19 protein-coding genes are annotated in these 16,763 nt (G+C 61.3%); 3 read left to right on the top strand and 16 right to left on the bottom strand.

The features are described 5' to 3' along the window. The first annotated feature begins 299 nt into the window (after nucleotides 1–299). The 3 genes from FGF80_RS18550 to FGF80_RS18540 are packed head-to-tail and all read left to right on the top strand — an operon-like array spanning nucleotide 300 to nucleotide 2,449. On the top strand, nucleotides 300–1,526 hold the full coding sequence (locus tag FGF80_RS18550) for a tyrosine-type recombinase/integrase (protein ID WP_138655707.1): 1,227 nt from the start codon (nucleotides 300–302) through the stop codon (nucleotides 1,524–1,526). Nucleotides 1,527–1,575: 49 nt separating this feature from the next. Next, nucleotides 1,576–1,995: a hypothetical protein gene (locus FGF80_RS18545; RefSeq protein WP_138655706.1), complete on the top strand. Its 420-nt coding sequence runs from the start codon at nucleotides 1,576–1,578 to the stop codon at nucleotides 1,993–1,995. Nucleotides 1,996–2,044: 49 nt separating this feature from the next. Next, nucleotides 2,045–2,449: a hypothetical protein gene (locus FGF80_RS18540; protein ID WP_138655705.1), complete on the top strand. Its 405-nt coding sequence runs from the start codon at nucleotides 2,045–2,047 to the stop codon at nucleotides 2,447–2,449. 100 nt (nucleotides 2,450–2,549) lie between these two features. Here the strand turns inward: FGF80_RS18540 and FGF80_RS18535 are convergent, their stop codons facing one another. The 16 genes from FGF80_RS18535 to FGF80_RS18460 all read right to left on the bottom strand — a co-directional run bounded on the left by FGF80_RS18535 (nucleotide 2,550) and on the right by FGF80_RS18460 (nucleotide 16,760). Beyond that, nucleotides 2,550–2,972: a hypothetical protein gene (locus FGF80_RS18535; RefSeq protein ID WP_138655704.1), complete on the bottom strand. Its 423-nt coding sequence runs from the start codon at nucleotides 2,970–2,972 to the stop codon at nucleotides 2,550–2,552. Between the two features lie 3 nt (nucleotides 2,973–2,975). Beyond that, on the bottom strand, nucleotides 2,976–3,569 hold the full coding sequence (locus FGF80_RS18530) for a GNAT family N-acetyltransferase (RefSeq protein WP_138655703.1): 594 nt from the start codon (nucleotides 3,567–3,569) through the stop codon (nucleotides 2,976–2,978). Then, complete coding sequence (locus FGF80_RS18525; RefSeq protein WP_138655702.1) at nucleotides 3,566–4,015, bottom strand: hypothetical protein; 450 nt, start codon at nucleotides 4,013–4,015, stop codon at nucleotides 3,566–3,568. The genes FGF80_RS18530 and FGF80_RS18525 overlap by 4 nt, the downstream gene beginning before the upstream one ends. Before the next feature lie 49 nt (nucleotides 4,016–4,064). After that, nucleotides 4,065–4,766 (bottom strand): DUF7526 family protein, encoded by a 702-nt coding sequence (locus tag FGF80_RS18520; protein WP_395166384.1) that lies wholly within the window; start codon nucleotides 4,764–4,766, stop codon nucleotides 4,065–4,067. After that, complete coding sequence (locus FGF80_RS18515; RefSeq protein WP_138655700.1) at nucleotides 4,763–6,859, bottom strand: hypothetical protein; 2,097 nt, start codon at nucleotides 6,857–6,859, stop codon at nucleotides 4,763–4,765. The genes FGF80_RS18520 and FGF80_RS18515 overlap by 4 nt, the downstream gene beginning before the upstream one ends. Next, nucleotides 6,849–8,429: a hypothetical protein gene (locus FGF80_RS18510; protein WP_138655699.1), complete on the bottom strand. Its 1,581-nt coding sequence runs from the start codon at nucleotides 8,427–8,429 to the stop codon at nucleotides 6,849–6,851. Before FGF80_RS18510 ends, FGF80_RS18515 begins: the two co-directional genes overlap by 11 nt. Then, entirely contained in the window at nucleotides 8,419–9,420 is a 1,002-nt protein-coding gene (locus FGF80_RS18505) for a hypothetical protein (protein WP_138655698.1), read from the bottom strand. The genes FGF80_RS18510 and FGF80_RS18505 overlap by 11 nt, the downstream gene beginning before the upstream one ends. Further along, on the bottom strand, nucleotides 9,420–9,677 hold the full coding sequence (locus tag FGF80_RS18500) for a hypothetical protein (protein ID WP_138655697.1): 258 nt from the start codon (nucleotides 9,675–9,677) through the stop codon (nucleotides 9,420–9,422). Before FGF80_RS18500 ends, FGF80_RS18505 begins: the two co-directional genes overlap by 1 nt. A gap of 82 nt (nucleotides 9,678–9,759) precedes the next feature. Further along, the gene (locus FGF80_RS18495; RefSeq protein ID WP_138655696.1) at nucleotides 9,760–9,939 is read right to left on the bottom strand and encodes a hypothetical protein; all 180 of its coding nucleotides are present in this window, start codon (nucleotides 9,937–9,939) and stop codon (nucleotides 9,760–9,762) included. Between the two features lie 88 nt (nucleotides 9,940–10,027). After that, nucleotides 10,028–11,068 carry a vWA domain-containing protein gene (locus tag FGF80_RS18490; RefSeq protein ID WP_138655695.1) on the bottom strand — a complete coding sequence of 347 codons (1,041 nt, stop codon included), beginning with the start codon at nucleotides 11,066–11,068 and terminating at the stop codon, nucleotides 10,028–10,030. Further along, a complete protein-coding gene (locus FGF80_RS18485; protein WP_138655694.1) occupies nucleotides 11,069–12,226 on the bottom strand; it encodes an AAA family ATPase in 1,158 nt (385 codons plus the stop codon). 203 nt (nucleotides 12,227–12,429) lie between these two features. Next, on the bottom strand, nucleotides 12,430–14,544 hold the full coding sequence (locus FGF80_RS18480) for a hypothetical protein (protein ID WP_138655693.1): 2,115 nt from the start codon (nucleotides 14,542–14,544) through the stop codon (nucleotides 12,430–12,432). A 6-nt stretch (nucleotides 14,545–14,550) separates the two neighbouring features. Next, nucleotides 14,551–15,117 (bottom strand): hypothetical protein, encoded by a 567-nt coding sequence (locus FGF80_RS18475; protein ID WP_138655692.1) that lies wholly within the window; start codon nucleotides 15,115–15,117, stop codon nucleotides 14,551–14,553. A 3-nt stretch (nucleotides 15,118–15,120) separates the two neighbouring features. Further along, nucleotides 15,121–15,411, bottom strand: coding sequence for a hypothetical protein (locus FGF80_RS18470; protein WP_175417073.1), 291 nt, complete (start codon nucleotides 15,409–15,411; stop codon nucleotides 15,121–15,123). Nucleotides 15,412–15,579: 168 nt separating this feature from the next. Continuing rightward, a complete protein-coding gene (locus FGF80_RS18465; protein WP_138655690.1) occupies nucleotides 15,580–16,509 on the bottom strand; it encodes a hypothetical protein in 930 nt (309 codons plus the stop codon). Continuing rightward, the gene (locus tag FGF80_RS18460) at nucleotides 16,506–16,760 is read right to left on the bottom strand and encodes a hypothetical protein (protein ID WP_138655689.1); all 255 of its coding nucleotides are present in this window, start codon (nucleotides 16,758–16,760) and stop codon (nucleotides 16,506–16,508) included. Before FGF80_RS18460 ends, FGF80_RS18465 begins: the two co-directional genes overlap by 4 nt. Between the last annotated feature and the right edge of the window lie 3 nt (nucleotides 16,761–16,763).

Genomic DNA, 16,763 nt, shown 5'->3' with positions numbered 1-16,763 from the left:
CGACAACGTAGTACACGATAGCTTTTAGTGACTGTCACGAATACAGAGACGTACAGAAATGACGGTCTTAGAATCACCACAACCCGGAGCGAACGGGGTTCTCGAGGGGCAAGACGCATGACACGCCCGCAGGTAGCGCGGTCTGCCGATGAGATTGAAACGAGACTCGAAATGCTACGGAAGGAACGTGATACACTCCGTAAGCAGGGAAACGACGACGCGGCAGATCTCCGCGAGGCGAGTATAGTCGCTCTAAAATGGGTTCTTGGGGACGAGATACAGCTTGAATCCCGAGGCCAATGACCGAATCCGAGCGCATCCGCTGGTCCCACAAGTCCCTTGACGAACTCCAGTCGTTTTGGAACAAGCAAATCGAACCGGACCTCCGGCGGGCCGGCGTCGATCTTTCCGAGCGCCCGTCCTACCAGGACCTCCTCGAGGTCGGCTACGGCGGGCTACAGGACGCACTCCGTGAGCAGCACGACACGACCCTCGGTGAGTTTCTCCGGTCGGTCGGGTACTTCGAAGCCGACGATGCGGACGGCTACCCGTGGGGTATCGACGCCGAAACGGCCGTCGACGAACTCGAGTCGTACATCCGCACGCTCGATCGGCGGCGGAACCTCGCCGAGTCCACCGTCGCCACGAAACGCTCGCGGCTGGCGACGTACGCGCGGCTGTATCGGGACGTGCATGGCCGGGCGGATCTCACCGCTCGACTCGGCGACCTCACCCGTCGGGCCGACGAGATCGAACGGGCAATCGCCGTCTTTGACGAACTCGACCGCGACCTCGAGAGCGACGCCTCGAAGCTGCGGTACCTCGGCGACGTCTCACAGTTCTACGAACACCTCCAGCGCCGGGGCAAGGCCGCGTACAATCCCGCCGAGACCATCGACATGGAGTACGGGTGGGATCGGCCCGAACCCGATAATGCGGCGCTCTCGAGCGACCAAGTCCGGCGACTGTACGACGCCGTCGAGAGCCCCGACGAGGAACTGTTGGTGCTGGCGTTGTGTGGGTGGGGCCTTCGCCGCAGCGAGGTTGCGGGCTTGCACGTCTCACAGCTCGTCCTTGAGGGCGACGACCCGCACATCCACTTCGAGGAACGCAAGAACGGCCCCGGCACGGTCGCGTTGATCTACGGCCGCGAGACGCTGGCCGATCGGATCGACGCGCTCGGGGCGGCCAACCGCGAGTGGTCGGGCTATCTCTTTCCCTCGCGACAGGCCACCAGCGGCCACGTCGTCGGCGAGACGATACAGGCACGCTTTCAGCGCGTCGCCGACCGGGCGGGCGTCCGGGTTCGTGGCGAGACGCCGACCTCGAAAATGGGCCGGCGGTTCTGGTACACGACCTATCTCGACTCACAGAAACGGCTGCTCGAGAATCTGGACGCGATCGCCGAGGACCAGGGAAGTTCCGACGCCGGCGTGGTTCTGAAAAATTACCTCTCGGAAGCCGAACGGCGACAGTATCGACGCGAGTATATGCGCGACCAACTCGCGGAGGCGTTTGAAACGTGAACCGCCTGTCCCCGACACCTTCAACTATCAAACCGCCGAACTGCGACGTATGAGCAACGACACACCGTTCGAACCGCCGTCGCTTGCGCGGTGGATCGCGTGGGCTGTCCTCGCCTTGCTCGGGCTCGCGGCCGTGCTGGCCGTTCTCCTCTCCCAACTCGAGCCCGCGATGCGACAGGCGTTCCTCGCGGATTGGGCCGCCCGACTCCGGTCGCCGGCCTATTTGCTGTTCCTGTTCATCGCCAGCGTGCCCCTCCTAGTGCTTGCAGCGATGTGGTACGGGCTCCAGTCCTCGATGGCTCGAGACGATCTTGCTGACGATCCGCGGGTGAGAGACGAGTTCAAAGCCCGGTTTGTCCACGGCGACCTCGAACCCGGGACGAAAGTCGTCTGTGCGAACTGCGGCGACGTGCATGATGCGATGGATGTCGACTGCCCCGAGTGCGGCGCGTCTGAAATCGAGGGGTGAGCTGCCTGTCCCCGACACTTTCACGTCTCAAAATGACGAACTTCGAACCATGACCGACACGTGCGATATCTGTGGGTCTGACGCCGTTGCTCGCCGACAGGAGATCAACGGCTCGACGCTCGCTCGGTGCCGGGCGTGTGCGCCCCATCGAAGCCGGCGCGAGCGCGCCCTCGAGTCGCTGTTCGCGAGAGTCGCGGTCGTCGGCGCGCCGCTGGTTGCGGTCGCCCACCTCTGGGGTGGCGTACTGGGATCGTGGTCCACAGCCGAGACTTTCGAACGGACTGCGACGGCGATTGGGGCCGATCCGTCCCACTGGATCGTACAGTTCCACCTCGAGTTCTTCCGGTCGCTTGATGTCCTCGCGGAGTGGCTAATCACCGGCCTCTCGGTTGTGCTACTGGTAGGGTATGCGCTCGTGGCTGTCATGTATCTGGCCGGTCGGTTTCGGGAATAGTTTCTTCCTACGCCTGCTCGAGTCGAGCCCACAACCGTCTCGAGACCACGCGCACGCCGACGTAGGACAGCCCCAGCGCGAGTGCGTAGCCGACGACGAGTCACGACTCACTCACCTCAATCTCGAGGTCGGTCAGTATCCGTTCGGCCCGCTTGCTCGGCTCGTAGCCGGTCATAAACGCCCGCGACCGACCCTCAGCGTAGGGGATATGCGTCCCATCGGCTGGGCGCTCGAGGCCGAGATCGATCCACACCTCGCGGTCGGGGTCGCGGAGATACCAATGGGTTCCCGCGCCGTTGGGGCGGACATCGGCCCACGACAGACAGTAGATTTTGAGCCCGGAGTCTTGGCCGCCTTGAGCATGGAACCATGCCTCTGCTAACGGATAACAGAGGCCGTCGACGGTGCCCGGTTCGCCGCCGTATGTCCCCTCCCGAAGGTCGGGATTCCGGCGGGCGTACTCGCGGATGCGGCGCGCCGTGGCGTCGGGTTCGACGACGATAGGGTCTAAGAGGTCGAACATCGGCTACAACTCCCTCCAGTAGACCGTTGCATTACACGTACACTGCCCGTCGCAGTCGGAACAGTCCTCACGGTCGCCTTCGTAGTAGTTCTCGACCTCTTTGATCGACTCGAAGCCGAATTTCTCAAAGAGAACGCTACTATCGATGTGGTCTGACCGCCGCCACGACGTACCGATTGCTTGGGCAGCGTCATGTTCGCGGGCGTGGGCGAGCCGCCGTTTCCACAGCTCGGTCGCGATTCCTTCGCCCTCGCATTCGGGCCGCGTAACCCCGATATGCATCACCGCTGTCCGTTGCTCGAGGTCGGCCAGGAGATCGACGTTCCCGTAGTAGCCGTCGGCGAGCCACCCGTCAGTCGTGTCTTCGTTCGTGACCGTCGTAATCCCGAAGCCGAGGACGCGGCCGTGCTGGGACGGCGACGCGACGTAACAGGCCGTCGGGTAGTCGGAAGTCACTTCCTCGAGCCATGCATCGGCGTGGTCGCGCTCACAGCCAAAGCGGGACTGCCAGAGGCCGATCACGGCCTCGCGGTCGGCCGGGTGGTACTGTCGGATGCCGAACGATATCGGGCCGGTTCTGAATAGGTCTGTACTCATCCCTTCACCCTCCAGTAGGCCCAACTGAGCGGCCGGAGCGCGAGATCCCACGTCCCGCGGAGGAGATCGACAACCGTGTGTTTCGCGGCCGTCAGCGGCGGGATTCGTTCGCGCTCGCGTCTCTCCTCGAAGTACTCGCGGACCTCTGCGATCGTCTCGTCGTCGGCGAAATAGTGGTCAAGGTCCGTCCGCCACTCCAGGCGAAGCAACGCGAGGAGCCCGCCGGTCTCGAGGCCGCCGTGGGTTGCATGCTCGAGTTCGTGGTTCTTGATGTACTCGTGGGCCTTCGGGTACGCTTGCAGCCGTTCGTCAAGCACGATCACGTCGTGGTCGTACTTGTAGTGATTCTCCGCGCCAGGGACGTAGACGATCTCTGTCCCGTCCGCATCCGGTTCGGGTGGCTGGCCTCTCTCGAGTGTGTCGTGTGGTGGTTCTATCCCTGCCATAGTGTGTGGATTCCCATACTGGTACCTAGTACGTTGCCCCGACAGTCCGTCACTCCGAATCACCGCCGAATCCGGTTGCGTGGTCGTAGGTCACTTTCACGACGCCGAGAGCCACGAGAGCAAGACCAGCGGCCGTGAGATAGCGACCATACCCGACGAACTCATAGTAGGACGTGGCGAGCCCTACAACAGCGATTAGGAGTCCGACACTCACGATATCGATCGAACCGGAGATTTGGAACGGGTCGCTGTCTTGGGCCGGCACTTCCTCCGGGTCCGCGCCGTCGGCGACGTGCTCGAGTTCGTCTGGGTGCCGTCGAATCGCATGGAGCGTTGCGAATAGCGATCCGAATAGTCGGCCATAGCGGCTGTAATCTGTCGAACACCACTGACAACTCCCCGGCTTGTCGATCGGCGACGCTGTGTCGTCTATTCCATCCTCGAGTACAGCTACGTCGTCGGCTTGCACGTAGACGCCATCAAGGTGGCTTCGCTCGGCTCGCACGCGAATCGCGTCGTCCTCGGCAAACGGCGGGTCGGAAATCACGAGCGTCGGTGGCGGGTCAACCGACTGAAGCAACAGCCGCGAGAGAACTCGCGTTTTCAGGCTCGTATCGTAGTGACGTGGGTCGTCTACCACAACGACGTGGCAGCCCTCGGCGAGCACTCGTAGCGGTTCCGAGAGTGCGTAGTCGTCGAGTTCGTCCGGCGAGAGAACCTGTTGGACCTCGCCGCGGAGTTCGGTCGTCATGACGACCGCCCTCGGTCGTCCGCTTTCCACGGGTCGTACTCGAGCACGAGTAGGTCGTCAACCCGGCGTAAGATGCCGTCGGCAAACCACTCGTTCCACCGTTGTTCACGGCGGTCGTCGGGGAATTGCTCGAGGTCGGCAAGCACCTCCGATCGCTTGATCGCGCCGTTTGCCTCGCGGAGCGAGTGTACCGTGTGCTTGCGGATCTTCTCATCGAGTTTTGCATCCGTCACGTCGGGATCGGCAATCCCGTGGTCGAAGGCGTCCTTGGCGTGCCAGTACCCAAGCGACGACGGCGTCGCATCGGGATCTCTGCAGTCGGCGATCGTCTCGCGGAGGAACCGTTCGAACGCAGTGCGATCGTTCCACATCACGCCCGTCGACCCGTTGATAACGGCATAGAAGCGCTGTTCCTCGTGCGTCTGGCCGTCCTCGCCGTCGACTTCGACCGTCAACGGTGGGTAGACCTGGACTAGCGTTTCTTTCGGGAGCGACTCGCCGGTCTCGAGCATCGAAATGGCGTGCTGGGATTTGAGCAACAGCACGTAGAGGCCGTACAACACTAGTCCAGCGGCAATCCCGAGAGCGACGGCAACGGGAATTGATTGGGTGAATTGATAGGCCACGACAGTCACGCCGACTACGCCGACCGTCGGCATGCCACGTCCGAGGACGGCGACACGTACCCGCTGACGAGCGAACGATTCGGCAAGTGCCGTCCGAATGTCGGGCCATGCTGCCCGCGCCTGCAGGGCAAGCACGACCGTCGGCACCGCAACGACGAGGCCGATGGCGAGTTTCGTATCACCTGGCGCGGTTGCAAGCGCACCGAGCACGCGAGCGAGTCGGCCCTCGACGACACTTACGACGACGTAGGCTGCGAGGACGACAACGAGTACCCCGTTGGCGACGTTTAAGATACGCCGCACCAAGATCGATCCCACGAGCGGCCAGTCAGCATCGGAGCCGGAAGCGGGCTGTGGGAGATCCCGTGTGCCACGCGACAGGCCGATGGTCCGCTCGAGGAGACGCCGGATCAGTTCGCTGGGTCGGGCACGTGCAAGCCGCTGTAGTCGCACGCCCGCGCCCGCGGCGATGAACACGTCCTGTAGGAGGCCGGCGACCGCACCAACCGTGAACGTCACGGTGAGTGCAAGCGCTGACAGGAACCCGACGGCAGCCCCAAGCGTTGCGACGAGTGGCGGGAGATCGCCCGCAGCCACGAACGACGCTGCCAGTGCCGCCGGTACGGTACCGACGACCCACACCGACAGGACCGACGCGACGACCGCCAGTGTCGTGTGACGACGGTCGTACAGCGCCCGCGAATCGTCCCCATCGGAACGCCACTCAAGGATTGCAAGGACGAGTCCGCCGAGGACAACGACTGACGCGGTCACATACCAGTGTGTGTAGATCCACTCGAGAGTTATGATAGTGTAGGCGAAGGCAAACGCCCACACCACGTCGGCGAACGGAAACGCCGTCAGGATCTCGAGGCCTGTGGTCACAACCGACTGGGTAATCGACACGGCAGTCTCGAGCGTCTGGGGCAGCGTCGGCAGTCCGTCGCCACCCTGCAGCGTGCCGACCACCGCGCTTGTCGAGACGGCGATCGCCCCGAAGACAGCAAGTAAGACACCGAGTTCGATTGCTTGTCGAGCACGTTTCGGCACCCGCCGCACGACCGGGTCCCACGCTTGCGAGAGTTCGTCCCGTGCGTGTGCAAGCGCGTCAGCATGGGTTGTGTGTGTCTCAACCCCCAGACTCACGTCGGCCGATCCCCGTTCGACGGCATCGAGCAACCGGGAAAGTTGGGGCCAGCACTCCGATACGTCCGCAGTCGCGGGAATCCGAAGCGAGACCGGCGAGAGGTCTTGGCGCTGTTGTTTGAGCGTCGATTTGACGCTCTGTTGGTCGTCGGGGAGCCCGGAAAAATCCGTCCGATACCACAGAAAGAGCGCCGCTGCTGCCCCGAGGACGAGTACGGCGATCGCGATCCAAAACTGACTAGGGGTTCGCTGTGGCACCGTAACGTCTGTCCCCTCGCGGCCAGCCTGCAGTACGACTGCGGCGAGGTGATTAGTCAGCACCGGCACGCACCTCCTGTGCGGCCTGTCGGGCCTCGGCGTTCGGGTCGTGGTTCTCCAGGGCTTGCTCAAGGGCTTCGCTGATTGCTTGGACCGGCATCCGGTGGCGGTCGGTCGCGTGTTGGAGCGTCTTGAGCCAATTGTTCAGCAATTCACGGACGAGCTGTGGCTTGCCGTCGGCGTCGGTGTACTCGTGGGCTTCGACGGATTCGATCAACTCAAGGACACACTGGCCGGCAACGCGTTTGTTCGGGAAGCGTTCGACCTGCAGGTTCGCTTCATGCATCGTTGCATCGAGGTTCATCGTCAGCGGTTCGCGGTCTAACTCGCTGAAATCCACGTCAGCGTCGGGGAGTCGGAAGTCGTTCCACAGCACTGAATCGTCCCAATCGATCGCCTCGACGAGTTTCTCGAGGTCCAATTCGGCGATCGGCTCGAGCGTGTCACTGTCGGCATCGGGGGTCGCAAGCGTCGCGTCGGTGATCGTCGCCTCACCGTCGCCATCACCGTCCGACGCGGTACGCGTCACGTCGGCCTGATAGCCCGCCGCGCCCATGACCGCAAGTCGATCAGCCATCCAGTGTTTTGGCTGCAGTTCGCCACTCGTCAGCGTGTGCAAGGCGTCGTGGACGTTCTCGCCGGCCTCGCGCATCCAGCCGGCAATGGCGTCGTCCGCATAGACATCGTTGTGGTCGACGTTCTGCAGTTTCCGGTTGCGTTCCTCGATTTCCAATTCAGCATGTCGGTCGGCGATCTCACCCTCCTCGTGTTCGATACTCTCGTGAATGTGGAGTTTCTTCTTGAGCGCCCGAATTGCCGCGCCGAAGGACCCGAAGGTGAGCACGATCAACAGCCACCCGCCCATCGTCACAACGATCGTCGTAACGATCATCCCGATGTTGCCCGTCAAGAGGTTAAACGGGTGCCCGGTATCGATATACCGGTTGGTCATGCTCTGGAAAATCTCGTAATCAGACCCGTCATTGTTCGCCATCGGCAGCGAGCGGTCTCGGAGTTCGTCCGTCGTCGCGTTGACCTCGCGGCCTAACTCGAGGTGGTGTTGGCGACGCTCGTTGTCAGCCGCCGATAGGTGGGTCATATTCAGCCCGCCGTCGACGCGAAGTTTCGCGGTGTAGGTCCGATCGGCGCGCTGGCGTTCGGTCGTGGTGTTGTTCCCCTCTGTGACGGTGACGGATTCGTACTCGCGAACAGTCCACTCGAGGTCGTAGGTGCCTTCCCCGCCACCGGGTTCGAAGACGTACGTCTCGAGCGTACTGTCGTAGGTGAGTTGTCCGCCGTCGGTCGCCACCTGGTAGTCGGTGACGTTGTCGGTCTCGAAGTTCTCGGGCGTGAGTGTCAGCCGCTCACCTTTGGCAATGTAGACTTTCGAGCCGTTTTCGGTGCGCTCGCGAACATCGTCACCGATATAATGGGGCTGGCCGACGGCGAGATCGGCAGTTGTCGTGTCGGCCGTCGTATTCTGTTGGGCCGTTGCAGTCGCCACGCCGCCAACGAGCAGCGACGCGACCAACAACAGGGCCGCAAGCGTCGTCCTGAGTCGGTTAGTTGTCATCGTAGGAGAGTTGCTTGTCCATTTGCTGCATGTCTTGTTGCGCTGCCGGTGGCAGGTCCTCGGCATCGGTCTGGGATCGTCCCCGACGCTGTGGCCGGGTCTGGAAGGCTTTCGCGCCGGCTTGTGCCTTCTCAAGGAATTCGTCGATGATGCTTTCCCGGCGCTGTTTGGCATCCTGTTGGGCTTCGTTGCGCTGGCGCTCGAATTTCGACGCCTCGGCTTTCCAATAGGAGATCTCTTTACGCACGTCGTCGAGCGTGCGTTTGAGGTCTTGGACCGCGTCGGTGTCGGCTTGCTTTTCGCTGACCGGTGCTTTCAGACAGCTTTCGTTGCCGAACTCGTCAAGTTTCAACTCGGTCGTTTGCTGGCAGATCACCGTCCCGGTCTCGGTCTGTGAGACACGCGCCATATCGGGCTCGAGACGAATCACCGCCACGTCCTCGGGGTCGCGGTTCGTGTTCTTGTACCGCCGGGCCAGTTCCGACGAGACCTCGTAGATCCGATACGGTTCGGCCTTGTGGCCGTTCCACCGGAAGCCTTTCACCGGTACAAAGAGCGGTGCGTCGGTCGCATCACCCTCGCGGTAGTAGCCGAGGAATCGGGTCACACCGCCGCCGTCTTTCGGCAAGACCAACCAGTCGAGAGTCTGAAATCGCTTGCGTTGGGCTTTCGTCGCGTACACGTACGTCACAGTGACAAGTCCCAGCGCGCCGACGACGGCCTGAAAGAGCCGGTTCGAGAGCACGCCTGTTGACAGTCGGATGAACAACTGCGAGAAGTACACGAGCAGGCCAACGCCAATGACCAACGAGACGCCGACAAGGATCTGATTCCCGCGGCTTTCGGATACCCAGTCGCGCCACGTCGTTTTCGTGTCGTCCTCCCATGTTTCGGGGTCGGCGATGTCCTCGAGCGAAGTGTATTCGCCCGAGTGGTAGCGTTTCCACGTCGGGTCGTAACCAAGGATGGTTTTGAGTCGTGTCAGTGCCATTATGGTGTGTCAGTGTTGGGGTCGCGTTCGATCGTGACCCGGTACGACTCGGGGTCGCGGATGATCAGTTCGATCGGAAACTCGAGGTCGCGGTCGGCCTCGACGAGCACGAGCATGTCGGTGCCCGGCACGCCGATCGCTCGGAACTCGTCGCCAGGATCGAACGGGAAGGCTGGCGATTCACGGAATTCCTCGCGGAAGTACGTCTGTACTCCCGGCTCGTTTTCGACGACCGAGCCGGTCATTTCGAGTTGCATAGCTGTGGTGTGTGCATGAACTGTGAGAACAGTCGCTATCGGTCGGTTATCGGTGCGTTATAACGGCGGTCGAAAAAGAATCTCAGTCGCCAGATTCAGCTTCCCAAGCCCATTTCGACAGTGTTGCAGCGGCGTAGGGCTCCCCGGTCGCTGGATTATTCGGAATCTCCTCGACGATTACCGAGAACGGTGTTTCAGGCCGCATGGAGAGTGCTTGCTGTCGGTGCTCGGCGATCTTCTCTGGGTCTGCGTGTGTCGTCATTGTGTTGTGTTAGGTAGGGGTGGTTTCGGGCGATTCGTCGGCGTCTCGGCCACGTAGGGCGGTGGTCGGTCGCAAGCGCGTGTGTGTCTCATACCAGTAGTTCCTCCGGACCAGTCAGTTCGTCTAGTAATTCGTCGGCCAGCGTCTCGGCTAGGTCCTCAAGTGGCGCGTGAATTGACCGCTCGTCACCGAACATCGTTATCAGATTGTCCTCGCGAACACTGCCAAAGCCGACGCCGATTACCGTAGTGCCACGCTGACGTAACTCGCCTGCGACGTGGTCGGCTTCGAGCAACGGCGAGCCGTAGTCCTCGTCGGGAAGCGATTCGACGTTTGGCTTCCCGTCGGTAATCACGAATAGGAGCTTCTCACTGGCCGTCGTGCGCTCGAGTAAGTTCCCACAGTAGCGCATTCCGCGGGCGATCGGATCGCCGCCGCCGGGTTCGACACCATCGAGATGCCGCCACTGAAAACGTTCCGACGAGCCGGTCAGCATCCGTACTTTGACCGCGCCGTTTTGGTAGTGCCACGCGTTCGCGACGACGCTGCCGCCGAGTTGGTCGACCGCAAAGAGAAAGGTTCCGACGGCGGCTTTCGCCTCGAGTTCGGTACTCCGCATCGAACCGGACATGTCGATCGAGATGCCGACCGCCAGGTCGTCGGCGGGATAGGTCGTCGGCCGCCGATAATACTCGTCGATGGTCGTATCGCCAGCGAGTCGGCGAATCGCGTTTCGCATGTCGAGGAGGTCGCCCTCCGCGGCCGTCGTTTCGTGTTCCTCTGTCGCAATATCCTGCAGCGCTTCGCGCATGTCCTCGGCGAGTCCGCGGTCGCGTACGTGCGCGCGAATCTCACCATGCGGGGCGTCGCCGCTGTAGTCGGCGATCCGCTCGTCGCGGTCACGGGGTGAATAGGACTCGACGGCCGTCTCGCGGATACTGTCGTCGGACCACTCGAAATCGACGCTCAGATCGGATTCGTCGTCCGTGTCGTCGCTTTCGGCGAGTAAGGCCAGTTCGAGGTCTAATTCGTCCTCATCGGGGTCGCCGGGTTCAGAGTCGTCGGTCTCGGGGTCGAACAGCCACTTGATACCCTCGAAGTGGCGATCGGACAGCTCGAGGGGTGGCATTCAATCGCCCCCCGCGGTGCCTTCAGCGGCGATTTCCTCAGCGTGCATACGCAGTTGATCAGTCACGACAGCGTCGACCTCCGAGGCCGCGGGTTCGGGGTAGTGCGGGTCGATCATCGATGTTTTCGCTGCTCGACGGATGGGGTTTGCCCGGCCAGCTTGCTGATACGCGGCCGTTGTGTTCGCCCACTCGAGGAGAATCGAGGTGGCGATCCCGCTATCGATCGGGCTCGTCGCATCTTCCATCGCAATCTTGCGCACGTCGTTCGCTGCAGCTACCAAACCGTCGGCCAGCGTCCGTGATACAGGAGTTCGATCGGCTAAGATCGACGCCTCACGGGCCGGACTCACAAGCCCAAGATAGGGGACTTCCCACGTATTGCCGTGGCGACGGCGTTCTGCCGGATCGATATCGTAGGTCTCGTACTCCGGCCCCTCGTTCATCGTGGCGATCGTCACTAGGTTTTCGGGATTGCCCTCGATGACTTCGCCGCCGCGTAACTCGAGGGTCGCCTGTGCGCGGTGGTCAAGCACGGACTGCAGGCCGGATTTCCGATGGAACGGTGCCCGGTTGATCTCGTCTAAGACGACTACGACCGGCCGCTCTTGGGAACAGAGTAACGCTTTCACGAGCGGGCCGTCGACCCACACCGACTCGCCACCGATCAAGTGCGGCGAGCCGAATAGCTCGGCGTCGCGCATGGACGCGGTCACTTGGACAGTGATAAACGCCCACTGACGCTCGGCAGCAATCGATTCGGCCAGCGTCGTCTTGCCCGTGCCCGGCGGGCCGGTCAGTCGGAACCGCGGGAGTTGGCCCGTCTCGTCGCGGGCATCGAGAATCGCATCGATATCGGATTTCTCGCCGTCGACTTCGACGTAGACGTCCGCCGAGGGCTCGGGTACGAACTGGCCCCAGTCATACTCCCGATCGCCAAAGACGGGCATTTCGCCAGCGCCGTCGGCGTCGGCTTGCTCGAGACCGTAGACGTAGCCACCGTTGGGGCCACGCTCGCGAACGATGTCTGTCGTGCTATCCTCCGCTGCTTGCTTTGCGTATCTGGAAGCCGTAGAGCGGTCAACGCCGTGGTATTCGGCAATTTCGCGCGCGGTCGTTGCCCCCGCGTTAATGGCCTCCTTTATTTCGTCTATTTCCATATTGGTTTAGCTTGTGTTACGAACAGTGTGCACACAGTGTGAACCGACCACCCGGAATTTTGCACAGTGTGACCTCTCGCGCTGTTTTCGATTTTGGATTGGTTGAACACTTCTCTGAGAGGCCGCACGCGCGTATTATACTGAGTACGGAGTATGCCCGAACATCACTGCCGAACGAACGAACACCCGCTCAGGATAGTTCGCTAATCGTCTGCCAGTTCGGCCATACTGCCCGTATTCGATCCCTGTGTGTTCGATTGCACGTCGTCAGTCCAATTTTTGATGGTGCTCACAGAGTAGGGGTTTCCGGTGTCTGGATTGTTCGGAATGGCGTCCCGAATCGACCGGTATGACTGGCCGTTACGCCGCCGGTTGCGGGCCTCTTTGCGGTGGTATTCGGAGGGCGACACGTCGGTCTCGTCGCCCTCGTCGCCGTCCTCGTCGTCCTCGAGTAGGTCCTCGGGGGTCGGAATCTGCAGGTCTCCGGGAACCGAAACCGGCCAGTCACAGTCGTCATCTGTGGCCGGTGCGCGTGGTTCTTCGGCGTCTACGAGGTCACAGCGGACCAAGAAGCCGTTACCGTCGTCCTTGTCGTGGTGATGGTGGCTTGGCGGGGCCATCGCCACTGGAGCGAGGTATTCGACGTGGGTGTGTTCGAACGCTGGACCGATCATGCCGACGATCCCACACTCACCCACGTCGGTCGTAATGCTGCCGACGAACGACTCAACGCGCTGGTTGCCCGTCCACTCGAAGAACTTCTCTGCCGGTGAGAAACTGGCCTCGAACAGACAGAACCGGTTGAACTCCTCGCGGACGCCGCGATTCACGTCAGCGACGTTTTGCGTGTCGCCGACGACGTGTGTCCGCACGTCCCGGTTCTGTCGGAGGAACCGAGTTAGCAGGTAGATGATCCGGCCCTGCAGTGCCGCTGCAATGTCGTCGTCGTGCTCGAGATTGCGCTGTGGGACGTAGGCCCACAGTTCCCGGAGCATCATCGTCATTTGCGGGTAGTGAACGGTTCGATTCCGCCGTTCCCACATTTGCTCGAGAATCCACGCGAGGACGAACAACCGCTCGCGATCGTTGCGACAGACGAGCTGGTTGATCGATGTGACGATGTCGGTCGACCGGAAGATTCGATCCCAGTCGAGTTCGTACTCACCACGCTGGCGGATGAACCCCATATCCTGCAGCGAGCGAATTACCCGAATCGCTTTCCGCTGGTGTTTGTCCGAGAGCTCATCCCGACTGGCGACCTCCTCGGCGAGATGTTTCAGCGACCAATCGCTGCGCTCGCGGTCGACGGCTTCGTAGACCTCACGAAGCGTATCCGCTTCGGTATTCGAGACGCGTGCGGTCAGGACCGACACGAATAGTTCCTGACTGATATTTGATGCCGGAACCACGAACGGTTCGGGGACATACTCGTCGGCCTCCGTATCGTAGGGGAGTTTCGTCGTCGGGTTGTTCAACGACGGCGACAGTGGGATCAAAATCTCCTGTTCGGGCTCGAGGTCCGTGTCGGTGAAATCCGGCGGCAGGTCCATGTCCTCCCGGGCATCGCGGAGGTCGTCGTCCTGTTGGGGCACGTCGTAGAAAATGTTCTCGCCGACGCTCATGTCGACCGGGTCGATGCATTTTGTCGGCGTGCCACCGTCGACGAAATTCCGCCAGTAGTAATCCTGAAATTGTCCCTCGCCAGCGGTCGACTTGCCGGTGTTGGTGCCGCCGACGAACATCGATTTGATCGTCCCGATATCGACGATCGCCTCGACTTGGTCGCCAAAGGGCATCTTTGGGTCTTTGTAGACGCGGCCGATGGTGCGGCCAGAGATTCCCTGTGCTTCGGCAGTCTTGGTATACTTACCTTTTACGACGCCGATTTGCTCGGCGATACAGGCGATCGAATGCAGCGTGCGTCGGACGGTCTCGCGAGCCGACGCCGTCGGATCGACGTAGCCCGCCGACTGCAGCGTGAGTAGGTCCGCCGACTGACTGCCATCGGACGTCTCGAGTGTCGCGATGATCGACTCGGCATTGCGGAGGAACTCTGAGAGTGCACCCCAACTCCAATCCGCGCGGCCGTCAAGATCGGCGTCGAAATCATCAAGCGACTTTGAGGTGTGCTTGCGAATCGTCGGGATAATCGATTCGTGCAACCGGCGTGCGATATACAGGTAGTGTTTCCGCGTGCCGTGCTCGAGTGCTCGTGAACACTTCTCGATGGCCGCTTTCAGCCGATCGATTCGGTTACGCCGTTCCTGGTACTGTTGTTCGTACTGGCCGTGCTCGACAGCATTGTATGCGTTCGACATGAGTGGTTAGTCAGCCTCCGCGCTCGCCGTGGGTTCGGTGTCACTGTCGGACTCGGGCTCGTCGGCATCGTCGCCGGTGTGGGTAGCTTCGACCTCCGAGACCGAGCATTTGTTCGATAAGGCGATCAACACGATATCGTAGACTGACATGACGCGCTCGACCTTCTCGTCAAGTTTCTCCTCGGCGTCGTTCAACACGATCGGGTCGCCGAGGTGGTTGTGGCGAAACTCACGGATGTTTCGCTGCAGTGACTTGTCCTCAGCGAAGGCTGCCGGCAAGCGACCGTCCTTGAGTGCACACCCACTGTCAGGGCACGTACACAGCGGCCGACTGCGTGGCGTCTCGGCATCGAGATCGGCGAGTGTCTCATCGTCGGCTTTGAAGCGGTCGGCCTCGCCTTTGAGATACTGTAAGACGAACGTCTCACGACCCTCTTGTGTGAGGACGTGGCGTTGGTCGCTGCGAATCTCACGGAGGCGGTCGCTCGCCTCGAGTTTGATTTCGACCGGAATGCTTTCCTTCTCGAGTTTGTCGGCGATACGATCCGATCGTTGTTGGAAGATTTGATCCATGTCTTAGAACACCTCCAGTGGGTCCTCGAGTATGATCTGCAGGGCAGCGAGGACGGCCATGCTGATACCGAGTACCACGAGATACGACACACCGCTAATCAACAGTATGAGCGTTGTCACCGCAAAGAGTGTGCTGAAAACCGCCTTGCGGGCAGTCTTAATGCGTCGGAACCACCGCTTCGTTGCGGTCGGGAAGTACCGATAGAGACCGTAGGCGACGCCGACGGCCACCAAGAGATAAAGAACGACCATCATCGTCGCCGCCCACCTCGAAGATAGCGCGTCGTTGCCCAACGGTGGATGTTGATTACGATGAGATAGATGAGGTACAATACCAGAGCGATGAGTGCACCGCCAGCGATGACCGGCCCGAGCCCGGTTGTTAACGCAGCAATGACACCGACCGACAGAGCGACAATCGCAATGCCAGACCCCATCGCTGTGGAAAACGGCCACTCCATGTCAGTCGTCACCTCCGAAGAATTCCTTTACTTGTTCCATGAGTCTGTTTGGGACTTCAAGTAGTTCGTTGACGCTTGCTTGCATCTCTGCGACCACATCGGTCCCATGTTTGTACCGCACTGGCGGCGGATCATCGCCGTCGGCGAGCACGTAGACATGATCGGGGTCCTCTGGCCGCTCGTAGGTACACACCGGCGCGTCCTCGCCACGAGCAGTATCGCAGTTCGGAACTGGTACCCACCGCTGGCCGTCGTCGGCCGTGTCGTATTGAATCATCGGGTCAGAGTTGTTCGTGCCGATCGCCACCGACTCGTTAGTGTCAGCGAGGTCGTCGTGGTCGACACGCTCCCACTGTGTCCCACCACTGAACACCGACGGGATCTCGTAGCCCGTGCGGTTCTCAAGCCACGACCGGCCACTGTCGCGGGCGTAGTAGTATCCCGAGACGACTTTTGGGACCTGAAAGACCGCGTCGGTCGGGCCAGTGAGTGTGATTTCAACCGCAGTGTATTCGCTGTCGTTGACCGGCGTAAGACTCGCGGTCACGTCGGCGTTTTCGGCCTCGAGCTCGCGGTAGTGGGGATACCACACGTCCGAGTCGACGTAGAAGCGAATCGTCCGGTCGATATCCTCGTCGTAATCGACACGCAAGTAGTGGTGCATCCGGTCAGTGACCGAGGTATACTCGATGCCGGAGAGTCCGGCGTCGGAGTGTGTCTCGGCGACGGTGACACGCATGTCATAGCCCGAGACATTGCCCCCGAAGGTACCGGTCTCCTCGTAGGTACTACCAGCGTCGGGTGTGGCCAGTGGGTTCGACTCGTCGATCGTCACCAATGGCTCATCTTGGACTGCGAGGACACCCACTGGGAGCGACAAGATCAGCAAGGCGGCACACGCCACCGTCGTAAGTGAAACCTTCCGGTTCATGTTCTGAACACCCAGAAATTGCGGTTCCATACGTCTCGGACGGCATTTTGTGCGGGCTCAGTGACGAGCGTGCCTAAGATCACACCCGAGATCGCCGCTCCGAACATGCCGAGGCTGGCGAGTGCATACGCTGCGACGGCGAGTAGGGCGACGACGAACAGTCGCCACAGCGTATCGAGGACTGTCCCCGACAGTGCCTGGCGTGTGAGCCGAACGAGCGTTTTCGGAATCAGTGTTGGAATTCGGACCATCGT

Source organism: Natrinema pallidum, assembly GCF_005890195.1.
Classification (GTDB): Archaea; Halobacteriota; Halobacteria; order Halobacteriales; family Natrialbaceae; genus Natrinema; species Natrinema pallidum.
Note: the sequence above shows the minus strand (reverse complement) of the source record. Positions and strands in the feature narration are given on the sequence as shown.

Coding starts and splice junctions, on each gene's coding strand:
- FGF80_RS18550 (WP_138655707.1), top strand. CDS start 300: ATGACCGAATCCGAGCGCATCCGCTGGTCCCACAAGTCCCTTGACGAA.
- FGF80_RS18545 (WP_138655706.1), top strand. CDS start 1,576: ATGAGCAACGACACACCGTTCGAACCGCCGTCGCTTGCGCGGTGGATC.
- FGF80_RS18540 (WP_138655705.1), top strand. CDS start 2,045: ATGACCGACACGTGCGATATCTGTGGGTCTGACGCCGTTGCTCGCCGA.
- FGF80_RS18535 (WP_138655704.1), bottom strand. CDS start 2,972: ATGTTCGACCTCTTAGACCCTATCGTCGTCGAACCCGACGCCACGGCG.
- FGF80_RS18530 (WP_138655703.1), bottom strand. CDS start 3,569: ATGAGTACAGACCTATTCAGAACCGGCCCGATATCGTTCGGCATCCGA.
- FGF80_RS18525 (WP_138655702.1), bottom strand. CDS start 4,015: ATGGCAGGGATAGAACCACCACACGACACACTCGAGAGAGGCCAGCCA.
- FGF80_RS18520 (WP_395166384.1), bottom strand. CDS start 4,766: ATGACGACCGAACTCCGCGGCGAGGTCCAACAGGTTCTCTCGCCGGAC.
- FGF80_RS18510 (WP_138655699.1), bottom strand. CDS start 8,429: ATGACAACTAACCGACTCAGGACGACGCTTGCGGCCCTGTTGTTGGTC.
- FGF80_RS18505 (WP_138655698.1), bottom strand. CDS start 9,420: ATGGCACTGACACGACTCAAAACCATCCTTGGTTACGACCCGACGTGG.
- FGF80_RS18500 (WP_138655697.1), bottom strand. CDS start 9,677: ATGCAACTCGAAATGACCGGCTCGGTCGTCGAAAACGAGCCGGGAGTA.
- FGF80_RS18495 (WP_138655696.1), bottom strand. CDS start 9,939: ATGACGACACACGCAGACCCAGAGAAGATCGCCGAGCACCGACAGCAA.
- FGF80_RS18490 (WP_138655695.1), bottom strand. CDS start 11,068: ATGCCACCCCTCGAGCTGTCCGATCGCCACTTCGAGGGTATCAAGTGG.
- FGF80_RS18485 (WP_138655694.1), bottom strand. CDS start 12,226: ATGGAAATAGACGAAATAAAGGAGGCCATTAACGCGGGGGCAACGACC.
- FGF80_RS18480 (WP_138655693.1), bottom strand. CDS start 14,544: ATGTCGAACGCATACAATGCTGTCGAGCACGGCCAGTACGAACAACAG.
- FGF80_RS18475 (WP_138655692.1), bottom strand. CDS start 15,117: ATGGATCAAATCTTCCAACAACGATCGGATCGTATCGCCGACAAACTC.
- FGF80_RS18465 (WP_138655690.1), bottom strand. CDS start 16,509: ATGAACCGGAAGGTTTCACTTACGACGGTGGCGTGTGCCGCCTTGCTG.
- FGF80_RS18460 (WP_138655689.1), bottom strand. CDS start 16,760: ATGGTCCGAATTCCAACACTGATTCCGAAAACGCTCGTTCGGCTCACA.